The organism is Roseovarius halotolerans (genome assembly GCF_900172255.1).
GTDB lineage: Bacteria > Pseudomonadota > Alphaproteobacteria > Rhodobacterales > Rhodobacteraceae > Roseovarius > Roseovarius halotolerans.
Map to the genome: position 1 here is coordinate 372,507 of NZ_FWFU01000001.1, position 25,426 is coordinate 397,932.

The following is a 25,426-nucleotide window of genomic DNA, read 5'->3' on the forward strand; positions in this document are numbered from 1 at the left end:
TCACGCCGAAAACGCAGGCGCGGCGTCAGCGGGTTCGCCGGACTCGCCTGGATTGGTGTTGTCTTGTGCGAGAAGGTCGAACACGGCTTCGGGCGTGACCACGCCGACGAAATCACCGCTGTCGTCGACAATGGCGACCGGCAGGCCCGAGCGGCACGCGCCGTAAAGCGAGGAGAGACGCGTCTCGGGCCGCGCGGTCGGGGCCTCGCTTTGCAGCGCATCGTCCAGCGAAGCATTGCGCCGGCCCTCGACCTGCGAGAGGGAACGGCGGGTTATGATCCCGGCTAGCGCGCCCTTGGCCAGCACATGCACGCTGTCGCGGCCAAGGTCGTCAAGCCGCTGACGTGCGGTGGAGGGATCGTCGGCGTCAAGGTCGAGCGCCTCGGGCACGTCCATGACACGGCCTGCATCGAACACACGCGCGCGGTCGATATCCTGCGTGAAGGCGGCGACATAGTCATCCGCCGGGTTGCCGACGATCTCTTCGGCCGTGCCGACCTGAACGAAACGGCCCTCCTTCATGATGGCGATCCGGTCGCCGAGGGTCAGGGCCTCGTCAAGGTCGTGGGTGATGAAGACGATGGTCTTCTTCAGCTCGCGCTGGAGGACCAGCAATTCGTTCTGCATGTCCCTGCGAATGAGCGGATCGAGTGCCGAAAAGGGCTCGTCCATCAAGAGGATCTCGGGGTCGACCGCGAGTCCGCGCGCCAAGCCGACGCGCTGTTGCATCCCGCCCGAGAGGGCCGCTGGACGGCGATCACCCCAGGCAGACAGCCCGACCTTGTCAAGCGCGTCGCGGGCGCGCTCATGCCGGTCGCTCGCCGGGACGCCCGCGATCTTGAGGCCATATTCAACATTCTCGAGAACCGTCTTGTGCGGGAAAAGCGCGAAATGCTGAAAGACCATCGTGATCTTTTCTAGCCGAAGCCTGCGCAGCGCCGAGGGATTGGCGGTGCAGACATCCTCGCCGTCGAGATAAATGGCGCCGTCGCTGGCCTCAACGAGGCGATTCAGCATGCGCACCAGGGTGGATTTGCCTGACCCGGAAAGGCCCATGACGACGAAGACTTCGCCTTCGGCGACGGAAAAATCGACGGAATGGACTCCGATTGTCTGTCCGGTCTGGGCAAGAACCTCGTCCTTGGTCTTGCCCTGGCGGATGAGTTCGAGCGCCTCGCGCGGGTCGTCTCCGAACACCTTGGAAAGGTTTTCAGCAACGATCTTGTCAGTCAAAAAAAGCCTCCCGGCCCATGAAATGGGTTAAGCGGACATGATGTTTCGATATGCCGGGGGATATGGCAGCCGTAAAACGGTCTTTCAACCCCGTGTCTTTTCGCAAGCCGGATCGGTGGGGCTGGCCGGGTTGGAGTTATCGGCGCTGGAACAGGATCATGACCAGCGCCAGCAGGCTCGATCCCACCATCAGCAGAAGCGAGACCGCGTTCAGCAACGGTGTCGATCCCTCCTTGAGGCGGTCAAACATGGCGATGGTCAGCGGCGCGTCGGAGCCCACCAGCATAAGCGTCGTGTTGAAATTCTCGAAGCTCATCAGGAAGGCCACCACGAAGGCGCCGACAATGGCGGGCATGAGGAACGGAATGGTGATGGTGCGCACCGCCGTCAGGCGACCGGCACCAAGGTTGAGCGCGGCCTCTTCCAGCGTGCGGTCGAATTTCTGAAGCCGTGCGGCGATCACCAGCGTCGCGATCGTGGTGATGAAGGAAAACTGCCCCAGCACCACCAGAACGAGTCCGGGACGCAATGCCTGAAGGTCGAGATTCGCCATGTCCCATGCGGCATTGGCGACGGTGGAGGAAAATACCAGGATCGAGATGCCCAGAACGATACCCGGAATGACCAGCGGCAGAAGCATCAGAACGTACAGCAACCCCCGCCCGCGAAACTCGTAGCGGTTGAACAGAAAGGCGTTGGTGGTGCCCACTGCCACGGCCAGCACCGAAACGCACAGCCCGACGAAGGCGGATGTGCCGATGGCGCGCAGGATGGGACGCTCGTGAAACACCCCGATCATCGGTCTTTCGTCGCCGAAGAACCAGGCCCAGGTGAACCCCTCCCAGGGCAGCGAGGGGAACTGGCTGTCGTTGAAGGCGAAGACCGCGACCACCGCCAGGGGCAGCGCGAGGTAGAGGAAGAACAGCACGACATAGGCCATGTAGGCGGCGCGGATCGTGCGGTTTTGGGGGATCGTGGGGATCATCGCGCGCCTCTCCTTATCCCATTGTCTTTTCGAGCGTCTGCCCGGTCAGCCGAAGCGTGCCCCAGACAATGACCGACGACAGGATCAGCAGCATGAAGCCGAAGGCGGCGCCCAACTCCCAGTTGAAGCGGACGATGAACTGCGAATAGATCAGCTCGGTGAACCAGAGGCTGTCCTTGCCGCCAAGCATGATCGGGGTGAGGTAATTGCCCAGCGACAGCATGAACACCACGATCGAGCCCGACACGATGCCGGGCATGGCATGGGGGATGACGATCTCGCGCAGGATCGAGGGGCCGGAGCCGCCAAGGTCGTAACCGGCCTCGATAACCGAGTCGTCGAGGCTGTCGAGCGTCGTCACCAGCGGGACCACCATGAACAGCATCGAGGTATAGACCAGCCCGACCATGATCGCGACATCGTTGTAAAGCATCTCGACCGGCCCATCGACCAGCCCGGCCCATTGCAGCAGCGACGAGAACAGGCCCGTTTCGCGAAGAAGGATCATCCAGCCGAAGGTGCGCACCAGTTCCGAGACCCAGAACGGCACGAGACAGAGCAGAAACAGCGCCGAGCGCACCCGCCCACGCGCCATCTTGGCGATGTAATAGGCGACGGGAAAGCCGATCAGCAGCGTCAGCGCGGTGGCCATCACCGACATGACCGCCGTGCGCGCGAAGGTCCAGAGATACAGCGGTTCGTCGATGAAACTGCGGTAATTGGCGAGGCTGGTGGCATATTCACCGACCCCGACACGTTCGCGCAGCGACACGAGGAACATGTCGACATGCGGAATGAGGATCAGCAACGAAAGCCACAGAAGAAGCGGCGTCAGAAGCAGCACGAAGCCCAGTCGATGCGCCGCCTGCATCAGCCTGTCTCCGTCGCGAAACAGTTGCCCTGATCGCTGGACCATCCGACATGCACGGTGTCGCCACGCGACAGATGCGCGAATTCGCCCGACTGGGGCAGGGCGACCTCGATTTCCTCGCCGCCACTGTCGGGACGCAGAAGGATACGGCTGGCGGCGCCGTTGAACAGGAGGCTGGTGACCCGGCCCGACAGGCGGTTGTCGAAATGGGCGATGTCGGCTTCGCCACGGCCAAGGCGGATCGCCTCGGGGCGCACGAATATCTCGGCCTCGTCGCCATCCGAGACGGGGCGGCCGTGGCTGTTGCCGCAAAGATCGAGCCCGCTTTCGCTGCGCAGGCGCAGGTTGTCGCCCGACACCGAGACGACGCGCCCGCGCCAGCGGTTGCTGTCGCCGACGAAGCTGGCGACGAAAGGCGTTTCAGGGCGGTAATAGAGGTCGCGCGCGCTGCCGATCTGTTCGAAGCGGCCGGCGTTCATCACTGCGATATTGTCCGACATGACCAATGCTTCGCTCTGGTCGTGTGTGATGTAGACGAAGGTCGTGTCAAACGCGCTCTGCAGTGCCTTCAGTTCGATCTTCATATGTTCGCGCAGCTTCAGGTCGAGCGCGCCAAGCGGTTCGTCAAGCAGCAGCACATCGGGTTCCAGCACCATGCAGCGGGCGATGGCGACCCGCTGTTTCTGGCCGCCCGACAGCTCATCGACCTTGCGTTCGCCGATATCGGGCAGGCCGATCCGTTCCAGGACCTCACCCACCTTGCGGGTGATTTCAGGTTTGGACACGCCCTGACGGCGCAGCCCGTAGCCGATATTGTCGGCGATGTTCATCATCGGGAACAGCGCGAGATGCTGGAAGACCATGTTGACCGGGCGCTTGTTGGGCGGCGCGTCCAGCACCGAGCGGCCCTTGATCCGGATATCGCCGCTGGTGGGGGCAAGGAATCCCGCGATCATCCGCATGATCGTGGTCTTGCCGCAGCCCGATGGCCCGAGGATGGAAAAGAACGACCCCGGCGGCACTTCGAAGGAGACGTTCTCGACGGCGCTGGTGTCGCCGAAACGTTTCGTCAGGTCGGTGCATTCGAGATCGGGAATTGTCATGTCGTCGTGGTCCTTCACAAAGAAGAGGCCCCCGCCGTAGGAGCGGGGGCCTCCTGAAATTGATCAGCCTCAGTTCGCCGCTTTGACGCGGTCGAGAACGCCGCCCTCGATCACCTCGAGGCCTGCGGGAACCGGGGGATACCACTTGATGTTGTCAACGGCCTCAGGCGGGAAGCTGGCCTGATACTTGGCCTTCAGTTCGTCCGAGGCGAACTCGTCGGCACCTTTCGACGCGGTGAAGTTGCCCGCCGCTTCGGTGATCATCGCCGAGACCTCGGGGCGCATGACGAAGTTGATCCAGTCATAGGCGGCATCGTCCGCGCTGCCCTTGGCGGGCAGGACGAAGGTGTCGATCCAGCCCAGTGCGCCCGATGTCGGGGCGACGAAGGTCACGTCCGCATTGTCCTCGTTCAGCTTCCAGCCGCCGGTATCCCATGCCATCGCCGCAACGGCCTCGCCCGAACGCATGAGGTTCATCAGCTCGTCACCGCCGCTCCAGTAGGCCTTCACGTTGGGTTTGCATTCGATCAGCTTGGCTTCGACCTTTTCCATGATCTCGGTATAGGCGGCCTCGTCGCCATAGGCGGCGAACGGATCCATCCCCATCGAGAAGGCAAAGCCGATCAGGGTCGGGCGGCGCAGGCGGTAGGATACCTTGCCGGCCACCTCGGGTGCGCAAAGGTCGGTGTAGTCCTTGACCATGCCGGCTTCGGCGGTGTTCAGGACAAGACCCGAGGTTCCCCAGACATGCGGCACGCCATAGACGTTGCCATCCACGGTGGTGTTCGCCTTGGTCGCCTCGAGCATCGAGGGAATGAATTGCGAGGCGTCGATCTTCGAGAGGTCGATCGGCTTGTAGATGCCGAACTCGGCCTGCGGTCCGGCGATCCGGTCCTGGCTGGGCTGGGCAAGGTCAAAGCCGCCGCCGCCGGTCGCGCGCAGCTTGGCGATCATCTCTTCGTTGTTTGAAAGGGTCACCTCGACACTGTGGCCGGTTTCCTCTTCGAATTTCGCCACCACGTTTTCGGGCGCATAGCCACCCCATGTCAGCAGGCGGAGCGTTTCTGCCGCAGCGGGTTGGCTCAGTGCCAGAAGGCCCGCAATCGCGGTGGCGAGCGTCACTTGGTTCGATGTCGTCTTCATGTTGGTCCCCGTCTGGTGATTTGAATAGCCGTATCCGCATGCCATGCGCGCACGAAACTTTCATGACAGCGGTTTGTGTTGTGCCACATTTACGCGCGGAGAATGTGGCAGTGTCAATCCCAATCACGGACCCGCACCGAGAGAGTCCGACCCACTTTCCCCGGGTGCGTTGGCGGCAGCGGGCAAGAAACCCATTGTTCACGCGGCGACAGCCGATTAGCATTCCGCGCAGTCAGCCGTCCCGGCCGGTGCGTGGTGCCGGGCGCGGTGGTATCGTATCCATCGGCGTCGCGACGGCGCGACATTGGCTGGCTCTGAACTTCTTGAAAAGGTGAAAGACCGCCAATGTCCATAGATACCCGAATTACTGACGATCTGGTCGCCAGCAAGATCGAATTCGTCACCACCGTGCCCTGCAAGCAGCTTGCAGGCGTGATCGACGAGATTGATCGGCGCCCTGAGATCGCGCATGTCCCGTCAAACAAGGAAGACGAGGGGATGGGCCTGTGCGCGGGCGCCTGGATGGGCGGGAAACGCCCTGCGATCATCATGCAGAACACGGCGCTCGGGGTGACGCTGAACACGCTGGCGACACTGACGCAGTTCTACCGGATGCCGCTGCCGATGCTGATTTCCTATCGCGGTGAACTGGGCGAGCCGGTGGCCTGTCAGGTCGAAATGGCAGTGCACACCAAGGCCTTGCTGGCGCAGATGCATATCCCGACCTACCATTTCCACCATCAGGCGGATGTCGCCGAGCTGCCGAAGATTCTTGAGTTTACATTCATGTGCAACAAGCCGGTCGCGATCCTGACCGATGCCAGCTTCTGGGGAGGCTATTGAGATGATCCGTTCCGAAATCCTGAAGGAAATCGCCCCGATTCTTCGTGACGAGCTTGTCGTGTGCAATATCGGCATTCCCAGCCAGGAGCTGCATGCCATCGATGACCAGCCAACGAATTTCTACATGCTCGGGACGATGGGCCTGGCGTCGTCGATCGGCCTTGGCCTTGCGCTCGCGCAGCCCAAGCCGGTTGTGGTCATCGATGGGGACGGCTCGGTCCTGACCAATCTGGGGACATTGCCGACCATCGCCAACAACGTCGCGGATAACTACATCCTGCTGATCATCGACAATGGCTCATATGGGTCGACCGGCGATCAGCCTACCTATGCCGGGCGCAAGACATCGTTGGCCAAGGTGGCCGAGGCCTGCGGATGCGAACGCGTTATCGAATGCCAAGCCGAAGATACCGGGCGCGTCCTGCAAGAGGCGCTTGATGCCCGCAAGATGACGGTCATCGTCTGCAAGTGCGAAAGCGGCAACGCCAAGATGCCTGTCATCACGATGGACCCGGTCGTCATCCGCGACCGTTTCATGAAAGCCGTGCAAGCCTGACGAAACCGGTCGGGCAGGGGCGGGGACGCGTCGAAGGCAGGCCCTTCATCGCCCCGCCCTATCGGTTTTGCCTGTTTTCATCGGCTGCGCGGATCAAGGCGGAGCGGATCGAAAAAATGGCTGGTCTGAGCGATCTGTTTGACCATTATGGCGCCTGAACGGAGGGGGCCTTGGATTCAACCGACACGATCCCGGACAAGCAGTGGGGCGAGCGCCTTGGCAATGCCAGCGTGCTGATCGTCGATGACGAACCCGGCATGCGCAATTTCATGATGAAGACGATCGAACCCTTCTGCGCCCATGTCGCAGAGGCCGCCGACGCCAAGGCCGCCAGTGCCTGCCTCGCCGAACGCCATTACGACGTTATGATTCTCGACAATATAATGCCCGAGCGCAAAGGCATCGAATGGCTGGCCGAGGAACGCAGCAAGGGCGGGTTCACCGATACCATCATGGTGACCGCCTATGCGGACCTTGAGACGGCGATCGAAGCCATGCGGGCGGGGGCCTCGGATTTCATACTCAAGCCGTTCCGCTCGAACCAGCTGCTGAACGCCATCCAGCGGTCGATAGAAATGTCGCGCTTGCGGCGCGAGAACATGCTGCTTCAACGCGAACTTGACGCAACCGACATCGGCCGCAAACGGCGTCATGAACTGATCGGAAGTTCCGAAGTCATCGAATCCGTGCGCCAGACCCTTGCTCGTGTCGAGAATGTTTCGACCCCGGTGCTGATCACGGGTGCGTCGGGCACCGGGAAAGAAGTGGCTGCCCGGCACCTCCATGCGCATTCGTCACGCGCCAAGATGCCATTCGTGCCGATCTCCTGCGGGTCGATCCCCGCCGAGATGATTGAAATCGAACTGTTCGGCCATGCGCCCGGCGCCTTTCCGGGTGCACAGGGTGGGCGCGAGGGGTTGCTGGCCTCGGCGCAGGGCGGCACGGTGTTCCTCGACGAGATATCGGAACTCGATGCCGCTGCCCAATCAGCGCTGCTGCGGGTGCTTGAGGATGGGCTGATCCGTCCGGTCGGCACGGAGAGGGACATCCAGCTCGACCTGCGCTTTGTTCTGGCGACCAGCCGCGACCTGACGGCAGAGGTCCGAGCGGGGCGTTTTCGTGAGGACCTGTTGTTTCGCGTGAACGTTGTCGAGATCCGGATGCCGCCGCTCAACCGCCGGGAGACCGACGTGATCGAACTGGCCGAGCTGTTTCTTGAGGAAATCGCATCGCGCCTGCGGCTGGAGCGTCTTGAGATCGATACCGCGACACGGGCGGCTATCCTGCGGCATACTTGGCCCGGCAACATCCGTGAATTGCGCAACTTCATCGAGCGGTCACTGATTTTCGGGAGCTTTCCGCTGGAGACGCTCGGAAATGACATGACCGATCAGCAGATCGTGCCGCTGGACCAGGTTGAGCGCCGCGAGATCCTGCGCGCGCTTGAGCAGGTTGGCGGGAATCGCACCGAGGCGGCGAAACGGCTGGGCGTGTCGCGAAAGACCATCGAACGCAAATGTGCCGCCTGGGGCGTCTGATACCCGCCGCATTCCAGCGCAGGGGTGAATCGGCGCAAGAGCCCCCGGTCGACTGAGGTGAAGGCGCAGCTGACCCGGCAATGTCCCGGCACATCGCGACTTTCTTCGCAAATCCACGAAAGCCCCCGGTTTGGACAGAATGTCCCGGTTGGAGCCGGTCTGGTGACGAGCGACCGACAGAAAGTCCCGGTCACACCTGGTCCAAGCCCGCCGGAGCGTCAAAAAGTCCATCTAAGATATTGATATAAAACAATAAATATATTGACAGACTTGGTTGCGCTTGGCGAACTGTTTTTGCGGGCATGCAACAGCATGCCGCAATGTTGGCGAGCTTTGGGTGGAGGCCAGGAAGCGCGCCAGGCACATCAATGGGAGGAAATTTGTCATGAGCAATGCACGCTCAGGAGGGGCATTGGGGTTCCTTTACAAGGACCACATCGTCGCCAGACCCGGCTACAATCGCTGGCGGGTGCCGCCTGCTTCGATCGCGATCCATCTTTGCATCGGCTCGGTCTATGCTTGGTCGGTCTTCAACCCGCCACTGACACGCCAGTTGGGCGTCGTGGCGCCTGCCGCCGAGGATTGGAGCCTTGGATCGGTCGTCTGGATTTTTTCTGTCGCCATCGTGTTCCTGGGCCTTGCCGCTGCCTTTGCAGGTAAGTGGCTGGAAGAGGTCGGCCCGCGGATGGTGGGCGTGGTCGCAGCCCTGCTCTGGGGTGGTGGCTTTATCCTCGGGTCGTTTGGTATCGCGTCGCATCAGCTTTGGCTGGTGTACCTTGGCTATGGGGTCTTCGGCGGTTGCGGTCTGGGGCTTGGCTATGTCTCGCCGGTGTCGACCCTGATCCGCTGGTTCCCCGACAGGCGCGGCATGGCAACGGGCATGGCGATCATGGGCTTCGGCGGCGGCGCGATGATCGCGGCCCCGGTCAAGGGGTGGCTGTTGAACCTGTTCGAGACCACGCCCGAGTATCTGGGTGCTCAGGATGCCGTGACGACGATGGTCGAGAACGGCCGGATCTTCGCCGAAACTGCGGCCGGTAAGGTCGAGGTGGTCATCGCCTCGGCGGCGCAGGCGGCCGAACTCGGAAGCGAGGCCGGGGTCTATGTCGTCGGGACCGGTGACACCGGCGCGGCTCAGACCTTCATGACGCTCGGTGTGGTCTACTTCATCGTGATGGTGATCGCGGCCTTCCAATATCGTGTCCCCGCAAAGGACTGGAAGCCCGAAGGATGGGAGCCGAAACCCAGCCGCTCGGGGCTTGTCACCCAGAATGACGTGCATATCGACCAGGCGATCAAGACACCTCAGTTCTGGCAGCTGTGGGTCATGCTGTGTTTCAACGTGACCGCGGGGATCGGTGTGATCGGCGTGGCCAAGACGATGATGTCGGAGATTTTCGGGACGGTGATGCCGCTGGTCGTCACCGCGGCCTTTGCCTCGACCTATGTTCTGATGATTTCGGTCTTCAACATGGTTGGCCGGTTCTTCTGGGCCTCGACCTCGGATTACATCGGGCGCAAGGCGACCTATATGTGCTTCTTCGTTCTGGGCACGCTGCTGTATCTGTCGATTCCCTACTTCGCCACGGCTGTCGCCAGCAATCCGGCCATGATCTACCTGATCGGTTTCTATGCTGCGACGATGATCATCTTCTCGATGTATGGCGGCGGGTTCGCGACGATCCCGGCCTATCTGGCCGACATGTTCGGCACGATGCATGTGGGGGGCATCCACGGGCGGCTGCTGACGGCATGGTCGACGGCGGGTGTGCTTGGCCCGCTGGCAATCACGTCGCTGCGACAGATGTCGGTCACCAGCGCGATCAACGATCTCGCTGCCAAAGTCGATCCGGCGGCGTTTGCCGAGAAGTTCGGCGCGCCGCTCGCGCAACTGGACCAGCTGGTCGCTGCCAAGACCGTGACGATCTCGCGACTGATGGAGATCGCGCCTGAGGGCACCATCGACCCGACGCCAAGCCTCTACAATACAACGATGTATTGCATGGCGGCGCTGTTGGTGGTGGCATTCTTCGCCAACCTCGTCATGAGGCCCGTGAAAGAGCACCATCACCACGACGAGGCCGAATTGGCGGCCGTGCCTGTGGAATGATCGCAACGGTCCGGGGCGCGCGTGATCCTGCGCCCCGGACGACCATTTCCGCGGCGGGATACGGCGCGCGAGGCTCGATTTGCGGCACGTTGCATGGCAAGGTGTTGACGGCGCACAGCGCTTGCTCCATTGCCCGAGGTGCAATCAATCAACAGCTTTTCGATTGGAATTTTCTATCATGCTCGACAAGCTTGAAATGTTCATCGCCGTGGCCCGGGAGCGCCATTTCGGTCGGGCAGCCGACAGCCTGGGGGTGACGCAGCCCACCTTGTCGGCGGGAATCAAGCAGTTGGAAGAACAGCTTGGCGTGCAGTTGATCTTTCGCGGCTCGCGCTTTGGCGGGCTGACCCCCGAGGGGCAGAGCGCGCTGGTCTGGGCGCGCCGCATCGTCGGGGACGCGCGCCAGTTGAAGGACGAGATGCGCAATACCCGGCATGGCCTGTCCGGTCGGGTGAGGATCGCGGCGATCCCGACGGCGCTGACCTGGGCGGCGCGGCTGTCGGCGATCTTCAACGACCAGCATCCCAACGTGCGGTTCACGATCCTGTCCCGGACGTCGCGCGATATCCTGACCATGCTCGAGAATTTCGAGGCCGATATCGGAATATCCTACATCGACAACGAACCGATGGGCCGCGTCAGCACCGAGCATCTCTATCACGAGGAATACATGCTGGTCTGCTCGGATCGCTCGTCATTCGCCTCGCAAAAGTCGGTCGGATGGGGTGAGTTGGATGGGCAAAAGCTGTGTCTTCTGACCCCTGACATGCAGAACCGCCGCATCATCAACAAGAATTTCATGGACGCCGGAATCGCGCCGGAGGCCTGGATCGAATCCAATTCCATCGTCGCGCTTGTGTCCAATGTGGAATCAGGCGACTGGCTGACGGTGCTTCCCGCCGATATCGCGCGCTTCTTGGCAGGTGGCAAGCCATTGAAAATAATACCTCTTTCCGGTGCGGGAAGGGGGCATTCAGTGGGCCTTGTCGCCCCCTATCGCGAACCCCACACACCGGTCATCGACGCGCTTCTTACGCAGGCGCGCCGTTTGCCCCGCTGGAACGATTGAGAATCCTGATCGGGCCACGGAATAGCGATATTGATTGTAGGGGTGTGGATTTGGTCTGGTATCGGGACCGCAGAGGACCGGAGTTGAGGAAAGCCATGCAAAGCGCAGAGCCACGGGCCGAGGATATCGAAATCCGGGCCATCATTGACGAACATGCCGAAATGGAAGGCCCCTTGCTGCCCATTCTGCATGCCTTGCAGGAGCATTTCGGATGTGTCCCGCAGGCCGCGACGCCGATCATCTGCGATGTGCTCAACATTTCCCGCGCGGAACTGCATGGGGTCATGAGCTTCTATCACGATTTCCGCGAGGTGCCCGCCGGTCGTCACGTGGTCAGGATCTGCCGCGCCGAGGCCTGTCAGGCCATGGGCGCGAACGCGCTGGCTGATGCGGCTTTGAGTCAGCTTGGGGTCGCATGGCACGGCACGACGGCGAATGGCGCGGTGACCATCGAGCCGGTCTATTGCCTGGGGCTTTGCGCCTGCGGTCCCGCCGCGATGGTGGACGACAAGGTCGTGGGGCGTCTCGATGCATCCCGGATGTCCGAACTTCTGAAGGAGGCGGGCGCATGAAGATATGGGTACCGATGGACAGCGCCGCCAAGGCGCTTGGAGCGGACACGGTGGCCGAGGCGATCGGCGCCGAGGCCGCGCGCCGTGGGCTTGAAATCGAACTGGTGCGCAACGGCACGCGCGGCATGATCTGGCTGGAACCACTGGTCGAGATCGACCGCGGTGAAGGGCGTCAGGCCTACGGGCCGATTGGTGCGGCGGATGTACCCGCTTTGCTGGACGGTGCTCTGGAAAGCCTGGGGCCGGTCGAGGATATCCCGTTCTTCGCGCGTCAGACGCGGCTGACCTTTGCACGCTGCGGCGTGATCGACCCATTGAACCTTGCGGATTACGAGGCGCATGGCGGTCTGACCGGGCTGCGCCGCGCGGCCGCGATGAGCGGCGCCGAGATCGTCAAGGAGGTCACCGACTCGGGCCTGCGCGGTCGCGGCGGCGCGGGGTTTCCGACGGGGATCAAGTGGAACACCGTTCTGGAGGCGGAAGCGCCACAGAAATACATCGTCTGCAATGCCGACGAAGGCGACAGCGGCACCTTTGCCGACCGCATGATCATGGAGGGCGACCCCTTTACCCTGATCGAAGGGATGGCGATTGCGGGCCTTGGCGTGGGCGCGACCCGGGGGTACGTCTATCTGCGCTCGGAATATCCCGATGCGATCAAGGTCATGAATGCCGCCGTGCAGATCGCGCGCCAGAAAGGTGTTCTGGGCAGTGATGTGCTTGGCTCTGGCCGGGCCTTCGATATGGAGATCCGGGTCGGGGCGGGGGCCTACGTCTGTGGCGAGGAAACCTCGCTTCTCAACAGCCTCGAAGGCAAGCGCGGCGTGGTGCGTGCCAAGCCGCCGTTGCCTGCACTGGAAGGGTTCCTTGGGCGGCCGACCGTCGTGAACAACGTCATTTCGCTGGCCACGGTGCCGGTCATCTTCGAGAAAGGGGCGCAGCACTACGCCGATTTCGGACTCGGCCGGTCGCGTGGGACCGTGACCCTTCAGATCGCGGGCAACGTCGCGCGCGGCGGGCTTTTCGAGACCGCCTTCGGGATCACCCTGGGCGAGGTGGTGAATGACCTTGGCGGCGGCACCGCTTCGGGACGACCGGTCAAGGCGGTACAGGTGGGTGGCCCGCTCGGGGCCTATCTGCCGGTTGCGAAATTCGATGCGCCGCTCGGATATGAGGAACTCGATGCCGAAGGCGGGCTGTTGGGCCATGCCGGGCTCGTGGTGTTCGACGACAGCGCCGACATGCTGGGCATGGCGCGTTTCGCAATGGAGTTCTGCGCCATCGAGAGCTGTGGCAAGTGCACGCCCTGCCGGATCGGTGCGGTGCGCGGGGTCGAGACCATTGACCGGATCGCACAGGGCGACGCCGATGCGATGCCGCTGCTGGCCGATCTGTGCGAGACCATGAAGGATGGCTCGCTTTGCGCGCTTGGCGGGTTCACGCCGCTGCCGGTGATGTCTGCCGTCACCCATTTCCCCGACGATTTCGCGACCACGAAGGAGGCCGCAGAATGAAGGATTTCATCATCCCCGACGACCGTGACATGGGCACCCCGGCAACCAAGGGTGCCCCCGTCACATTGAGCATCGACGGTTTCGACGTGACCGTGCCCGAGGGCACGTCCGTCATGCGCGCCGCCGCCGAGGCGGGCATCCAGGTGCCCAAGCTCTGCGCGACCGACAGTCTCGAGGCGTTCGGCTCGTGCCGGCTTTGCGTGGTCGAGATCGAGGGGCGACGTGGCACGCCCGCGTCCTGCACCACGCCGGTGACGCCCGGAATGGTCGTCCGGACTCAGTCCGACAAGGTGCGCAAGATCCGCAACGGTGTGATGGAGCTCTATATCTCGGATCACCCGCTGGATTGCCTGACCTGCGCCGCCAATGGCGATTGCGAATTGCAGGACATGGCCGGAATGGTCGGATTGCGCGACGTTCGCTACACCGCGCCCGAAGCTGGCACGCTGGCCAACCATTTCGAGGCCCGCAACACAAGTGGCGAATCCAATCCGGAATGGCTGCCCAAAGACGACAGCAATCCGTATTTCACCTATGACCCCAGCAAATGCATTGTCTGCAGCCGCTGTGTGCGCGCCTGCGAGGAAGTGCAGGGCACCTTTGCGCTGACAATCGAGGGACGCGGTTTCGACAGCCGGGTGCGTGCGGGAACGCCGGCGGATGATTTCCTGACATCTGACTGCGTCAGCTGTGGCGCCTGCGTGCAGGCCTGCCCGACCGCAACCCTGCAGGAGAAGTCCGTGATCGAGATGGGCACACCGAACCGTTCGGTCGTGACCACCTGTGCCTACTGCGGGGTCGGATGTTCCTTCAAGGCCGAGTTGAACGGCGACCAACTGGTGCGGATGGTGCCCTACAAGCACGGCAAGGCCAATCGCGGCCATTCCTGCGTCAAGGGCCGCTTTGCCTATGGCTATGCCAATCACAAGGACCGCATCCTGAACCCGATGATCCGCGACAGCATCGATGAACCCTGGCGCGAGGTCGGCTGGGACGAGGCGCTGAGCTTTGCGGCGGATCGTATGCGCGGTCTGCAGGATCGCTATGGCCAGAAATCCATCGGCGTCATCACTTCGAGCCGCTGCACGAACGAGGAAACGTTCCTCGTTCAGAAACTGGCACGGGCCGTCTTTCGCAACAACAACACCGACACCTGCGCGCGGGTCTGCCATTCGCCGACCGGCTATGGCCTCGGCCAGACCTATGGCACGTCCGCGGGGACGCAGGATTTCGACAGCGTGCAATATGCCGATGTGGTGATCGTGATCGGCGCCAACCCGACCGATGGCCATCCGGTCTTTGCCAGCCGCCTGAAAAAGCGGCTTCGGGAGGGCGCGAAGCTGATCGTGATCGACCCGCGACGGATCGACCTGGTCAAATCGGCGCATATCGCGGCGTCGCATCACCTTCCGCTGCGCCCCGGCACCAATGTGGCCGTGGTCAGCGCGCTGGCGCATGTGATCGTCACCGAGGGCCTGTTCGATGAGGCCTATATCCGCGAGCGTTGCGACTGGGAGGAATTCCAGGAATACGCCGCGTTCATCAGCGATGCCCGCCACTCACCCGAGGCGACGGAGATGCTGACCGGTGTGCCCTCCGAGGAACTGCGCAAGGCAGCGCGGCTTTATGCGACGGGCGGCAATGGCGCGATCTATTACGGCCTTGGCGTGACCGAGCATTCGCAAGGATCGACCACGGTCATGGGGATCGCCAATCTTGCGATGCTGACTGGCAATGTCGGGCATGAAGGTGCGGGCGTGAACCCGCTGCGCGGCCAGAATAACGTGCAAGGTTCGTGCGACATGGGGTCTTTCCCGCACGAATTGCCGGGCTACCGCCATGTGAAACTGCCCGAGGTGCGCAAGATCTTTGAGGATGCCTGGGGCGTCGAGATCGACCCGGAACCCGGCCTGCGCATCCCCAACATGCTGGACGCGGCCGTCGATGGGAGCTTCAAGGGGCTTTACTGCCAGGGCGAAGACATCCTGCAATCGGATCCGGATACCAAACATGTGGCCGCCGGTCTGGCGGCGATGGAATGCGTGATCGTGCACGATCTTTTCCTCAATGAGACGGCGAATTACGCGCATGTGTTCTTGCCCGGCTCGACCTTCCTTGAAAAGGACGGCACCTTCACCAATGCCGAGCGCAGGATCAACCGCGTGCGCAAGGTGATGGCGCCGAAGAATGGCTATGGCGACTGGGAGGTCACCCAGCTGCTGGCCAATGCGATGGGGGCCGGTTGGAACTATACCCATCCCGCTCAGATCATGGAGGAGATCGCGGCGACGACGCCTTCCTTCGCGAATGTGGATTACGCCTTGCTCGAGGAGAAGGGCAGCGTGCAATGGCCTTGCAACGAGGCCAATCCCGAGGGCACGCCGATGATGCATGTGGACGGATTCGTGCGCGGCAAGGGCCGCTTCATGATCACCGAATATGTGCCCACCGACGAAAAGACCGGGCCGCGATTCCCGCTGCTGCTGACCACCGGGCGGATTCTGAGCCAGTACAATGTCGGGGCGCAGACGCGGCGCACCGAGAACGTCGTCTGGCACGAACAGGACCTTCTGGAGATCCATCCCCATGACGCCGAAACACGTGGCGTGAAGGATGGGGACTGGGTGAAGCTGGCCAGCCGATCGGGTGAGACGGCGCTGCGCGCGACGCTGACCGACCGCGTGAGTCCCGGTGTGGTGTACACGACCTTCCATCATCCCGATACGCAGGCCAATGTCATCACGACCGACTATTCCGACTGGGCCACGAACTGCCCGGAATACAAGGTGACGGCGGTGCAGATCAGCCCCTCGAATGGGCCGACCGACTGGCAGGAGGATTACGCCGAGCAGGCCGCGCGCTCGCGCCGTATCCTGCCCGCGGCCGAGTGAGGGCGCATCATGCGCTTTTCCCTCAGCCGCAGTCTGCCGGGGATTTCGGCGCATGATGAGGGGCGCGCCGAGATCACGCGCACCTTGCCCGAAGAGGTTCCGGTCGCGGTGGTCTATGACGGCACGACCCACGCGGTGATGATGGCCAGCCCCGGCGATATCGCCGACTTCGCGTATGGCTTCGCCCTGACCGAAGGGGTGATCGACAGCCTCGACCAGATCGAGGGGTTCGAGGAGCAGTGCCACGAGGCCGGAATCGAGGCGCGGTTCTGGCTGCGCGAGGACCGGCAGGAGGCATTGGCGGCGCGGCGGCGCTTCATGGCCGGGCCGGTGGGCTGCGGGCTTTGCGGTATCGACAGCCTCGAACAGGCCAATCGCGCACTGCCGCATGTCGGCGATATGTCGCTGCGCCTGGCGCATCGCGAGGTCGCCCGCGCGACAGACGACCTGCGCGCAGCGCAGCCGCTTCACGCCAAGACGGGCGCGACTCATGCGGCGGGCTTCCTTGTTCCCGGCCAGGGTATCATCGCCGTGCGCGAGGATATCGGCCGTCACAACGCGCTCGACAAGCTGATCGGCGCGATGGCGCGTCAGGGCATATCCGCCGCCGATGGGGCCTTTGTTCTGACCAGCCGCCTGTCACTCGAGCTTGTGCAGAAATGCGCGATGGCCGGCTGCCCCGTCCTGATTGCCGTTTCGGCGCCCACGGCGCATGCTCTGCGGCTGGCCGAAGGCGCCGGAATCACGGTCGTCGCTTTTGCCCGCGAGGGCGGCTTCGACATATATTCTCATCCCGAACGCATCACATCCGAGGTCACCGATGTCGCCTGATAAAATGGTTCACATGGCGAACCAGATCGCCACTTTCTTCAAGTCCCAGCCTGGAGATGACAAGGCCGAAAAGGTCGCTAACCACCTGACCGATTTCTGGGAGCCGAGAATGCGCGACCAGCTACAGGACTATGTCGCGCATGGCGGTGAGGGTCTTGACCAAGACGTTCTGGAGGCGGTCAGGCTGATCTCCTGATCCGCCTCCATTCCACGCTATTTCAATGCCATCGGCAGCCAGGTGGCGATCTGCGGGAACAGGAATATCAGCGTCAGGCCCAGGAACTGCAACAGGACGAAGGGCCCGACCGATTTGTAGACGTCGCCCATGCTGACATCGCGCGGCAACACACCCTTGATCCAGAACAGGACGAAGCCGAAGGGTGGGGTCAGATAGGCGATCTGGATATTCACGATGAACAGCGCGCCGAACCACAGCTTGTCGATCCCGAGACCGTCGATGATCGGGATGAACAGTGGTGTGCAGAGCATGATGATCGCCCAATCGTCCATCACCATGCCAAGAACCAGGATGATCAGCATCATCATCAGCATGATCCCGGTGCTCCCGCCGGGCATCGCCAGAACCAGCTCGGTCAGCAAATCCTGGCTTCCCATGGAGTTGAACACGTTCAGGTAAACGGTTGCCCCAATCAGGATCCAAAGCCCCATCCCGGTCAGTTTCAGCGTCGACACCAGCGACTCGCGGAGCACATACCAGCTGAGGCGGCCGTAAATCGCATTGATCAGGAAGGCACCGGCAGCGCCGAAAGCGGCGGCTTCGGCAGGGGTCGCGATACCGCCCCAGATGACCCCGAGAACGATCGCGATCAGAACGGCAAAGGGCCATATGCTGATGACTGCGCGGACCTTTTCGCGCGGGGTGAACTTCATCTCTTCGGGAAGCCCCGGCCCCAGATGCGGCTGAATCCTGCAGCGCACCCCGATATAGATCACGTAAAAGGTGGCCAGCATCAGGCCGGGAATGATCCCCGCCATGAACAGATCCCCAATCGAGACCTTGGCCAGAAGGCCATAGAAGATGAACGGCACGCTTGGCGGGATCAGCGCGCCGAGCGCCCCGCCGGCCGCGATCGAACCGATGGCGATCGAGCGGTCATAGCCGTATTTCATCATCGACGGATAGGCGATCTGGCCCATCGTCGTGGTCGCGGGCGGGGTGATGCCGGTCACTGCCGCGAAGATGGTGCAGACCTGCACGGTGCCCATCGCCAGCCCGCCGTTGATATGCCCGATCAGCTTGTAGACGGCGTCATAGGCGGCCTCGGCAATCCCGGAAAATCGTATGAGCCCGCCCATGAACAGGAATAGCGGGACCGTCACCAGGATCGAGTTCCACGGAGTCGAATAGAAGGCGCTCGGCACCGAGAGAAGCGCGCGCGGCTCGACCATCATCGCGAACATGACCGCCGTCCCGCCGAGACCGAAGGCCACGGGCAACCCCATGAAAAGCAGCGCAAACAGAACGATGAAATACAGCGCGGTGATGAGTTCGAGGCTCATGGCGTTTCTTTTTTCCTTGTTGTTCGGCTGTTCAAGAGGTCATTCGCAAAGCGTGCGCCAGACCATTTGGCCGATCTGGCGCGGTGCTGGTTTGAACCGCCGGCCCGGGCCCGATGGGTGCGGGCCGGCGGTCTGGTTTTCTGTCATCCCGGCTCAGTAGGCGCCGACATCCTTGAGATATTGCTTCCAGAGCTCCACACCGCGTGCGTTGCCTTCGGATTGCTCGGCGATCTGCGGCCAGACGTCGTTGATCGACTTCTCGCGCATCCGTGCGATCTCCTCGTCGGACAGCTCGATGACCTCGCCGCCGGCATCCCTCAGGATTTGCAGCGCCTCTTCGACGCCATCGGCGTGCATCTGGCTGGTCTGGAAATACGTCTCTTTGAAGATCCCGTCGATCTGGTCGCGCTGCCATTGGGTCAGAGCGTTCCAGCTGTCGAGATTGATGAAGATTTCCTGATGCTGGGCAGGGTTCCAGCCCGGCATGATGGCATAGTCGATCACCTCGTGGAACGACATGTCGTCGATCCCGCCGGTGTCCCAGTAGGTGCCTTCGATCGTTCCGAGTTTGATGGCGGTGTAGATGTCACCCGCGTTCATCGAAACGGGCGAGCCGCCCATCGTGGAGTGGAACAGCGCCTGTGGCCCGCCGGCACGCATCTTGTGGCCTGCGAGGTCCTCCATCTTTTCCACACGGAACTTGGTGAACATGGCGTTGGGACCCTGGTTGCTCCAACCGGCCCAATGCAGGTTGCGGGCATGGGCGGCCTCTTGGACGATTTCGCCGATACGGTAGTCGGGATTGCCCCACATGGCTTCCCAGGCCTGCTCGGGGCTGTTGGCACCCATCGGCATGCCGAAGGCGAGCATGCCTTCGGGCATGTCGCCGCCATAGACCGTGGCCCAGCCGGCATAGCCGTCGGTCTGGCCCGCGGCTGCGGCGGTGAAGGCCTCGGCGCCGCTGACCAGCGCGCCAGCGGGCTCGACGCGGATTTTCACCGTGCCTTCGGTGGCTTTCTCGACGGCCTCGACCCAGGGGATCACACCGTTGTCCCAGCCTGCGTCGGTCTGGTCGAATGCGGGCTGGAAGACCCATTCGGTCACTTCATCGGGCGGGCCATCCTGAGCGATGGCGAGTGTGCCGGAAACGGCCACCACCCCTGCTGCCAGGAATGTCCGGATAAATCGGTCTTGTTTCATGGTTTCCTCCTCTGGAAATTGCGTTTCGGTTTTATCGTTTCTGCTGCCCGGCCACGCCTCTGGAAGGGTGCCCGCGGTGGCTAATGCTGTGTTTCGCGGCCCAGAACCGTGCGCACGTCGCGCAGGAACTGCTTGAGAACAATAAGAAATACGAGAACCCCGGTTAGCGGAATGGCGAACTTGATGGGGTAGATCGGAATCGGAACCGCCGTCGGCGTGACCTGCTTGAGCTTGAGCGACAGCATCGCCGCATCATAGCCTTTCCAGATCAACACAGCGAGGAAAAGGAAGGCGACGGGCGCGGTCGCGATGTCGAGGAGCGCCTTGGTGCGGGTGCGCGCGTTCGCGTAGAACAGGTCCAGTTTGACGAAGCTGTCATGCTGCAGCGCATAGACGCCGCCGGTGCAGGCCAGCAGCACCATCGCCGCCTGAAGCGAGGTGCCGATCCACATGGATGGTTCGTTCAGAACGTAGCGCATGAAGACGTCGGAGACGCCGAAGGCCATGCAATACAGGATCAAGACCCAGCCGATGCGCCCCATGACGGCGGAGACCGCGGCGCAGGTTGCTTCCAGACCGCGCATCAGCATTGCTGCTTTGCCTTGTTTTTCAATGTCGTGTCCTCCCTCGACGAGCCTAGGCCCAGAGGTGAATGATGACATACCACCAGACGCGCAGCAGATATGAGTCCAGTCCGCGCGCCCGGAACAAGACGCCCGGCGCGGCGTGACGGGCGTACAAAACGTCCGGTTTGTACGCCGGTTCTGTACCTCTTTCGGCCCGGAGCGGCCCGGTTCTGTACAGAACGCCTCAACCCCCCTTCGGGGGTGGTGCGACGGGGGAGACATCACCGTTTCCCTGGAAAGCAATTCAGTGGGCGCTGGCCAGCTTCATCGTGATGATGCCACTGATGATGAGAAGCGCCGCAACGATCCTTGCCGGGGTGATGGCCTCGCCCAATACGGTGATCCCGACGACGAACGCACCAACAGCCCCGATGCCCGTCCAGATCGTGTAGGCCGTGCCGAGCGGAAGTGTTCGCATCGCGACCGACAGCAGACCGAAACTGACGATCATTGTTGCGATGGTGATGGTCGTCGGGATGAGAAGCGTGAAACCGGCGGACTTTTTCATCGAGAATGCCCATACGATTTCCAGGATACCGGCGGCGAAAAGACAGATCCAAGCCATGCTTGATCTCCTTGTTCCGGGCCGTCCCGCATGATGACCAAGATGGTGAGGCCGTCCTCATCCGAGGAACTAGGATCTCGCGAAGCAGGTGGCAAGCAGATGATCGAAACCGCTGGGAAGGACATGTCGAGCGGCCCTCCGGCAGCGCAGCAGCGCCAGCGCTTTAAAATCCTGGACGTCCCGCGCGATCAAACAAGAGCTGCCGTTCACGTTCCGCGCAGCGAAGGGCCGCTGTGAGCCCAAAATGTCTAATGCTGCGAGTTCCACCGACGTCTGCTATAGGAACCAATGGAAGAATCTACATGTTAAACGCTGCACCCACACAAGGTGTCGCCCTGTAAGGAAAAAAAGAGTTGTCAATCGAGCTTTTGGAGCTAGCCGATCAGTTAGAGGCGGCAGCCAAAGACTTTCAAGTTGAGCATAAGGAAACGCTGAAGGCGCTGACTGACGCCGCCACAGAAGTCCATAAATCTTGGAGCGGGTCGAACCTCGGATATCACGCATTGGTCTACTACGAAAATTTGGATCCAAGACCTCCCGGAGCTCAATTCAGCGCAGAGTGGGGGCTCATGGATATGAGCTACACTAGTATGGGTACGGTAGGTTCATGGTGTGAGTATCCCGCTGAGGCCGTCAAAAATGCAATCTACGAGCGGGCAGATCACCCCGATTTGAGCGGTGTCGAAGAAGCGAGCTCGGATTTGGGATCTCTAGTAAATCGAGCGCGTGATGAGCTCTTGTCAGTCCTAACGGTCGCGCTGGATGATCGTGAAGATACCTTCCTCGAACGTCTCAAAGAAGAGGCTGAAAGCATCAAGCTTCTAACTTATTCCAATATGTGCAGATCAATGCTTTCGAGCGGCCAGATGATGTCTAGGGACAGCAACGCTGCACTAGCCGGTGTTCAGCTTGCGCCGCACCAAGAAATCATCGCCGAAACCGCAGCGCTTCAGATGCCTTGTGATGTGGCGTCCGATCTGGCTGCAATCATCAGAAAGGCCGGCTCTCATATGTCACGGAAGGAGAGAAGCGCACAACGTTCGGCGCGGATTGGCACGAACATTTTCATTGGGCATGGTCGCTCATTGTTGTGGCGGGAACTGAAAGACTTTGTCGTTGACCGGCTGAAGCTTCCTTACGAGGAATTCAACCGCGTGCCAGTCGCAGGAGTTACAAACATAGCTCGGTTATCCGAGATGCTGGACGGTGCCAGTTGTGCCCTCATACTTTTGACGGCAGAAGATGAGAAGGCCGACGGCACGATGCAAGCTAGGATGAATGTAATTCATGAAGTTGGACTCTTCCAAGGGCGATTGGGATTTACCAAAGCTATCGTAGTGCTGGAAGAAGGGTGCGAGGAGTTCTCGAACATTCAAGGCCTCGGTCAAATTCGCTTCCCAAAAAACAATATCTCCGCAGCCTTTGAAGAGATAAGGGCTGTGCTCGAACGCGAAGGGTTAGTCTAGTTTTAGCTCAATTCTGGACTGAGAGTTTTGTGTTTGGATGGCGTATAGACGTCGCGCCACTTCTCCAAAGGAGTTCTTCTGAGAGAAGCACCGATGCAGTCGTTGGCGCATCCACCGCGAAAACTCACTTTGTCCGCACACGCGTCGTTTAGGACAACTGCAGCGAATAACCGGAACGAGCCCTTTGTGGCGCGGTAAACGAGCCGTGCAGCGTCGGGCCGCGGTTCGGCGATCCGATGCTGGTGATCTGGCACTTTATCCCAGCCAAGTCCCCGAACCTGCGAACCTGCGCCAAGATCAGCCAAATCGCCGTGCCGGGGGGCGGCCCGGCGATGCGCGGCGGCCTGCGGCCTTGATTCCGCGCAGGCGGCCTGCAACCAACGACGGTAATGTCCCGCACAGACGACCTCGATGCACACGCCGCAACGAACGTCCGCTCTCCCCTTCCTCCCCCTCCCGAAGGCACAATCTTGCCGGTTCCCGCGCCGCGCGAAAGGGGATGTTGCGCGGCTATGGAACCGGGGGCGGGACCTTGCGTTGGGCGGATGGAAGGGCCGCAATCAGGCGGCACTTACTGAGATGCAGATGAAGCACGAAGCAGATGAAAAAGGAGAGACACATGTCCTTCCGTAAGATGACCCTCGCAGCAATCCTCACCAGCGCGAGCGCGCTGGCCGTTCACGCACAGGATGTCGGCGGCGGCGCTCAGGCAGGCGGCGGTGTCGGCGCAGTTGGCGGCATCGGCGAAAATGCAGGCACCGGCACGGGTGCCAATGCCGGGTTCGGCAATGCCGACGCGGGTGTCGGCGACAGCGGTGCCGATCGCGACACCAGCGATGCCGGTGCGAATGTGGGCGCGGATGCCGGAGCGGAGGCCGCGGCCTCGGATGCCATGAATTCGGCGAGCGGCGTTGCGGCGCAGGCTCTGAACGGGCTCAACGAGGGCACGTCGATCATGTCGGCCGACGGGCAGGTGATCGGCGAGATCGCTGGCACCCGCACGGCGGATGACGGGCGCACGCAGGCGTTGATCTCGGTCAGCGAGAGCGCGAACCTTGCCGCCAACCGTATCGCTGTCGATGTGCGCAGCCTTGAGCAGGACGCCACCGGCGCGGTCGAATATGCGATGAATCTGGCCGATCTGCGCGCCAGCGTAAACGCCAGCGTGAACGCCAAGGCGGATGCCGGGATGAACGACTGAACCGGCAAGACATGACGCTGCCGGTTCTTCCCTCCCGGCAGGCGTTGCGCAAGCGGCAGCCGACCTCCCACGGCTGCCGCTTTTTCGTTCGGTGAAGGGGTGCGCGCGGGCATGGCTGGCGAAAACATATTGGAACTTGAATGTTGACTTGAGTCAGAGAGTTGGTCAGATAAATATGCGATAATTCATATGTGACTGTATTTTACGAGTGTTATGCCGTTGATTTCTCGGCGGCAAGTTATTGAATAAAAACATCATTTCCGTGGGGGATTGGAAAAATGATATCTGGAATCAGACTGAAGTCCGCGTTGTTCCTGACCGCTGTCGCCTGTGTGCCGTCGTTGGCGGGGGCCGCGACGATCACCAGTTGGAACACAAGCAATGTCGATGTCGGCGACCCGGTCGTGGCTGACGGTGACAGCGACGTCAGCGTGATCTATCAGGGCGATCCGGCGACGGCGACGTCCAATGCGCAAATCTATTACGAGGCGCCGGAATCGGATACGCCCGGCCTGGAGGTTCAGCAACTCAGCTATACTGCACAGGGCGAGTCATTCGATGGCTGTATCCTTGCGACCAGCGGAACCGCCTGCAATGGGCCGTTCCAGAGCGGCAAGCGCTTCAAAGAGCAATTGACGGATACCGGTCCGGTCGATCTGGTCTTCAACGTCGATCCGACCACCAACGGCCTTTCGGACAACACCGAGGGTTCGGTCTATCAGGTGTTCCAGCGCCTCGTGAACCTGACGGGAGAGGTCATTCACGACGTTTCTGTCGAGCTGGGCTTTGGTGTCGGCGACGGGTTCCAGCAATCGACCGATGGCGACGGGCTGTCTTTCGCGAATGTCGCGCTGGGGCCGAACGATCTCAAGGCGTTCACGCAGTATCCGTTCGGCCTGTTCGGAGATGCATCGGCGAACAACAACTTCACGCTGGACGGGTTCTTCGACAATGCGCGTTCAGGGTTCACGCTGGACACGTCGGATGAGGACATGCTTGTCAGCACGGGTATCTATGGCGCCTATGCGGGGCTGTTCGACGGTGCGTGGCTGTCCCAGGAAATGGCCCCGGCGGGGCTGCTGTGGGACGATGACGGGGATGTGACCACCGATGCGCTGGTCATGGCGTGGTTCGACGAGGAAGCGGGGCTCTGGGAAGCGCTGCGCACGGTCGTTGACGGGGAAGCGGTCAGTATTCTGGATGACCCGATCCGCAAGGCGACGCTCGAGGAATTCGAGTCGCTTTGGGGTGTCTCGCTTGAAGAGGAGCCGTTCATCGAGGATCTCGCCAACCTCAATCTCAACTACGGGATTTTCCTTTCGGACCAGTTCGCCGGCAATAACTTCACGCTGCGCGTGACGACGGCGGTTGCGCCGATCCCCTTGCCGGCCTCGGCGGCGTTCCTGCTGGGCGGGCTTGGCGTGCTGGCCTCGATGCGGCTGCGCAAGTCGCGCAAGCGGGCCGCCTGAACCGGTCGGACCCCGCGCGCGGTTCCTGTTGAAGGGGCCGCGCAGGTTCCGGCCCGGTCAGGCCATGAGGCGGTTGCCAGACGATGCGGAAAGCGGCATGCTTTCCGCATTGTTTTTTG

The 25,426-nt window shown here is 61.7% G+C and carries 23 protein-coding genes; 14 read left to right on the forward strand and 9 right to left on the reverse strand.

Going from position 1 to position 25,426, the window contains the following annotated elements; genetic code table 11:
- From ROH8110_RS01810 to ROH8110_RS01830, 5 genes are all read right to left on the reverse strand, one after another.
- Complete coding sequence (locus ROH8110_RS01810) at positions 1-1,233, reverse strand: quaternary amine ABC transporter ATP-binding protein (RefSeq protein WP_085816069.1); 1,233 nt, start codon at positions 1,231-1,233, stop codon at positions 1-3.
- A gap of 136 nt (positions 1,234-1,369) precedes the next feature.
- Positions 1,370-2,218: an ABC transporter permease gene (locus ROH8110_RS01815; protein ID WP_085816070.1), complete on the reverse strand. Its 849-nt coding sequence runs from the start codon at positions 2,216-2,218 to the stop codon at positions 1,370-1,372.
- Positions 2,219-2,231: 13 nt separating this feature from the next.
- On the reverse strand, positions 2,232-3,089 hold the full coding sequence (locus tag ROH8110_RS01820) for an ABC transporter permease (RefSeq protein ID WP_085816071.1): 858 nt from the start codon (positions 3,087-3,089) through the stop codon (positions 2,232-2,234).
- The gene (locus tag ROH8110_RS01825; protein ID WP_085816942.1) at positions 3,089-4,192 is read right to left on the reverse strand and encodes an ABC transporter ATP-binding protein; all 1,104 of its coding nucleotides are present in this window, start codon (positions 4,190-4,192) and stop codon (positions 3,089-3,091) included. The genes ROH8110_RS01820 and ROH8110_RS01825 overlap by 1 nt, the downstream gene beginning before the upstream one ends.
- A 69-nt stretch (positions 4,193-4,261) precedes the next feature.
- Positions 4,262-5,335 (reverse strand): extracellular solute-binding protein, encoded by a 1,074-nt coding sequence (locus ROH8110_RS01830; RefSeq protein WP_085816072.1) that lies wholly within the window; start codon positions 5,333-5,335, stop codon positions 4,262-4,264.
- 345 nt (positions 5,336-5,680) lie between these two features.
- Here ROH8110_RS01830 and ROH8110_RS01835 point away from each other — a divergent pair, with 345 nt between their 5' ends.
- From ROH8110_RS01835 to ROH8110_RS01880, 10 genes are all read left to right on the forward strand, one after another.
- Positions 5,681-6,178: a decarboxylase gene (locus tag ROH8110_RS01835; RefSeq protein WP_085816073.1), complete on the forward strand. Its 498-nt coding sequence runs from the start codon at positions 5,681-5,683 to the stop codon at positions 6,176-6,178.
- Between the two features lies 1 nt (position 6,179).
- Positions 6,180-6,734 carry a sulfopyruvate decarboxylase subunit beta gene (gene comE / locus ROH8110_RS01840; RefSeq protein ID WP_085816074.1) on the forward strand — a complete coding sequence of 185 codons (555 nt, stop codon included), beginning with the start codon at positions 6,180-6,182 and terminating at the stop codon, positions 6,732-6,734.
- A gap of 170 nt (positions 6,735-6,904) precedes the next feature.
- Complete coding sequence (locus ROH8110_RS01845) at positions 6,905-8,272, forward strand: sigma-54-dependent transcriptional regulator (RefSeq protein WP_211330743.1); 1,368 nt, start codon at positions 6,905-6,907, stop codon at positions 8,270-8,272.
- 385 nt (positions 8,273-8,657) lie between these two features.
- A complete protein-coding gene (locus tag ROH8110_RS01850) occupies positions 8,658-10,382 on the forward strand; it encodes an OFA family MFS transporter (RefSeq protein ID WP_085816075.1) in 1,725 nt (574 codons plus the stop codon).
- A 178-nt stretch (positions 10,383-10,560) separates the two neighbouring features.
- Positions 10,561-11,451, forward strand: coding sequence for a LysR family transcriptional regulator (locus ROH8110_RS01855; protein ID WP_085816076.1), 891 nt, complete (start codon positions 10,561-10,563; stop codon positions 11,449-11,451).
- A 95-nt stretch (positions 11,452-11,546) separates the two neighbouring features.
- The gene (locus ROH8110_RS01860; RefSeq protein WP_085816077.1) at positions 11,547-12,023 is read left to right on the forward strand and encodes a formate dehydrogenase subunit gamma; all 477 of its coding nucleotides are present in this window, start codon (positions 11,547-11,549) and stop codon (positions 12,021-12,023) included.
- Complete coding sequence (locus tag ROH8110_RS01865; protein ID WP_085816078.1) at positions 12,020-13,537, forward strand: formate dehydrogenase beta subunit; 1,518 nt, start codon at positions 12,020-12,022, stop codon at positions 13,535-13,537. The genes ROH8110_RS01860 and ROH8110_RS01865 overlap by 4 nt, the downstream gene beginning before the upstream one ends.
- Positions 13,534-16,428 carry a formate dehydrogenase subunit alpha gene (gene fdhF, locus ROH8110_RS01870; RefSeq protein WP_085816079.1) on the forward strand — a complete coding sequence of 965 codons (2,895 nt, stop codon included), beginning with the start codon at positions 13,534-13,536 and terminating at the stop codon, positions 16,426-16,428. Before ROH8110_RS01865 ends, fdhF begins: the two co-directional genes overlap by 4 nt.
- A gap of 9 nt (positions 16,429-16,437) precedes the next feature.
- Positions 16,438-17,259, forward strand: a complete 822-nt coding sequence (gene fdhD / locus ROH8110_RS01875; protein WP_085816080.1) for a formate dehydrogenase accessory sulfurtransferase FdhD — start codon at positions 16,438-16,440, stop codon at positions 17,257-17,259.
- Positions 17,249-17,455 carry a formate dehydrogenase subunit delta gene (locus ROH8110_RS01880; RefSeq protein ID WP_085816081.1) on the forward strand — a complete coding sequence of 69 codons (207 nt, stop codon included), beginning with the start codon at positions 17,249-17,251 and terminating at the stop codon, positions 17,453-17,455. The genes fdhD and ROH8110_RS01880 overlap by 11 nt, the downstream gene beginning before the upstream one ends.
- Before the next feature lie 17 nt (positions 17,456-17,472).
- Here ROH8110_RS01880 and ROH8110_RS01885 read toward each other — a convergent pair whose 3' ends face one another.
- From ROH8110_RS01885 to ROH8110_RS01900, 4 genes are all read right to left on the reverse strand, one after another.
- Positions 17,473-18,780 (reverse strand): TRAP transporter large permease, encoded by a 1,308-nt coding sequence (locus ROH8110_RS01885; RefSeq protein WP_085816082.1) that lies wholly within the window; start codon positions 18,778-18,780, stop codon positions 17,473-17,475.
- A gap of 153 nt (positions 18,781-18,933) precedes the next feature.
- A complete protein-coding gene (locus ROH8110_RS01890; protein ID WP_085816083.1) occupies positions 18,934-19,980 on the reverse strand; it encodes a TRAP transporter substrate-binding protein in 1,047 nt (348 codons plus the stop codon).
- Between the two features lie 80 nt (positions 19,981-20,060).
- Positions 20,061-20,564 carry a TRAP transporter small permease subunit gene (locus tag ROH8110_RS01895; protein WP_176236576.1) on the reverse strand — a complete coding sequence of 168 codons (504 nt, stop codon included), beginning with the start codon at positions 20,562-20,564 and terminating at the stop codon, positions 20,061-20,063.
- A 286-nt stretch (positions 20,565-20,850) separates the two neighbouring features.
- Complete coding sequence (locus ROH8110_RS01900; protein WP_085816085.1) at positions 20,851-21,171, reverse strand: DMT family transporter; 321 nt, start codon at positions 21,169-21,171, stop codon at positions 20,851-20,853.
- 30 nt (positions 21,172-21,201) lie between these two features.
- Here ROH8110_RS01900 and ROH8110_RS01905 point away from each other — a divergent pair, with 30 nt between their 5' ends.
- From ROH8110_RS01905 to ROH8110_RS01920, 4 genes are all read left to right on the forward strand, one after another.
- Positions 21,202-21,408: a hypothetical protein gene (locus ROH8110_RS01905; protein WP_085816086.1), complete on the forward strand. Its 207-nt coding sequence runs from the start codon at positions 21,202-21,204 to the stop codon at positions 21,406-21,408.
- Between the two features lie 116 nt (positions 21,409-21,524).
- Positions 21,525-22,637, forward strand: coding sequence for a TIR domain-containing protein (locus ROH8110_RS01910; protein ID WP_085816087.1), 1,113 nt, complete (start codon positions 21,525-21,527; stop codon positions 22,635-22,637).
- A gap of 619 nt (positions 22,638-23,256) precedes the next feature.
- Positions 23,257-23,838 (forward strand): hypothetical protein, encoded by a 582-nt coding sequence (locus tag ROH8110_RS01915; RefSeq protein ID WP_085816088.1) that lies wholly within the window; start codon positions 23,257-23,259, stop codon positions 23,836-23,838.
- A 278-nt stretch (positions 23,839-24,116) separates the two neighbouring features.
- On the forward strand, positions 24,117-25,307 hold the full coding sequence (locus ROH8110_RS01920) for a VPLPA-CTERM sorting domain-containing protein (RefSeq protein WP_121143664.1): 1,191 nt from the start codon (positions 24,117-24,119) through the stop codon (positions 25,305-25,307).
- Positions 25,308-25,426: the final 119 nt, after the last annotated feature.

What these genes read in the sequence shown, in the direction of transcription:
- ROH8110_RS01815 (WP_085816070.1), bottom strand. Translation starts at nt 2,218, where the DNA reads ATGATCCCCACGATCCCCCAAAACCGCACGATCCGCGCCGCCTACATG.
- ROH8110_RS01820 (WP_085816071.1), bottom strand. Translation starts at nt 3,089, where the DNA reads ATGCAGGCGGCGCATCGACTGGGCTTCGTGCTGCTTCTGACGCCGCTT.
- ROH8110_RS01825 (WP_085816942.1), bottom strand. Translation starts at nt 4,192, where the DNA reads ATGACAATTCCCGATCTCGAATGCACCGACCTGACGAAACGTTTCGGC.
- ROH8110_RS01830 (WP_085816072.1), bottom strand. Translation starts at nt 5,335, where the DNA reads ATGAAGACGACATCGAACCAAGTGACGCTCGCCACCGCGATTGCGGGC.
- ROH8110_RS01835 (WP_085816073.1), top strand. Translation starts at nt 5,681, where the DNA reads ATGTCCATAGATACCCGAATTACTGACGATCTGGTCGCCAGCAAGATC.
- comE (WP_085816074.1), top strand. Translation starts at nt 6,180, where the DNA reads ATGATCCGTTCCGAAATCCTGAAGGAAATCGCCCCGATTCTTCGTGAC.
- ROH8110_RS01850 (WP_085816075.1), top strand. Translation starts at nt 8,658, where the DNA reads ATGAGCAATGCACGCTCAGGAGGGGCATTGGGGTTCCTTTACAAGGAC.
- ROH8110_RS01855 (WP_085816076.1), top strand. Translation starts at nt 10,561, where the DNA reads ATGCTCGACAAGCTTGAAATGTTCATCGCCGTGGCCCGGGAGCGCCAT.
- ROH8110_RS01860 (WP_085816077.1), top strand. Translation starts at nt 11,547, where the DNA reads ATGCAAAGCGCAGAGCCACGGGCCGAGGATATCGAAATCCGGGCCATC.
- ROH8110_RS01865 (WP_085816078.1), top strand. Translation starts at nt 12,020, where the DNA reads ATGAAGATATGGGTACCGATGGACAGCGCCGCCAAGGCGCTTGGAGCG.
- fdhF (WP_085816079.1), top strand. Translation starts at nt 13,534, where the DNA reads ATGAAGGATTTCATCATCCCCGACGACCGTGACATGGGCACCCCGGCA.
- fdhD (WP_085816080.1), top strand. Translation starts at nt 16,438, where the DNA reads ATGCGCTTTTCCCTCAGCCGCAGTCTGCCGGGGATTTCGGCGCATGAT.
- ROH8110_RS01880 (WP_085816081.1), top strand. Translation starts at nt 17,249, where the DNA reads ATGTCGCCTGATAAAATGGTTCACATGGCGAACCAGATCGCCACTTTC.
- ROH8110_RS01885 (WP_085816082.1), bottom strand. Translation starts at nt 18,780, where the DNA reads ATGAGCCTCGAACTCATCACCGCGCTGTATTTCATCGTTCTGTTTGCG.
- ROH8110_RS01890 (WP_085816083.1), bottom strand. Translation starts at nt 19,980, where the DNA reads ATGAAACAAGACCGATTTATCCGGACATTCCTGGCAGCAGGGGTGGTG.
- ROH8110_RS01895 (WP_176236576.1), bottom strand. Translation starts at nt 20,564, where the DNA reads ATGCGCGGTCTGGAAGCAACCTGCGCCGCGGTCTCCGCCGTCATGGGG.
- ROH8110_RS01900 (WP_085816085.1), bottom strand. Translation starts at nt 21,171, where the DNA reads ATGGCTTGGATCTGTCTTTTCGCCGCCGGTATCCTGGAAATCGTATGG.
- ROH8110_RS01905 (WP_085816086.1), top strand. Translation starts at nt 21,202, where the DNA reads ATGATGACCAAGATGGTGAGGCCGTCCTCATCCGAGGAACTAGGATCT.
- ROH8110_RS01915 (WP_085816088.1), top strand. Translation starts at nt 23,257, where the DNA reads ATGTCCTTCCGTAAGATGACCCTCGCAGCAATCCTCACCAGCGCGAGC.
- ROH8110_RS01920 (WP_121143664.1), top strand. Translation starts at nt 24,117, where the DNA reads ATGATATCTGGAATCAGACTGAAGTCCGCGTTGTTCCTGACCGCTGTC.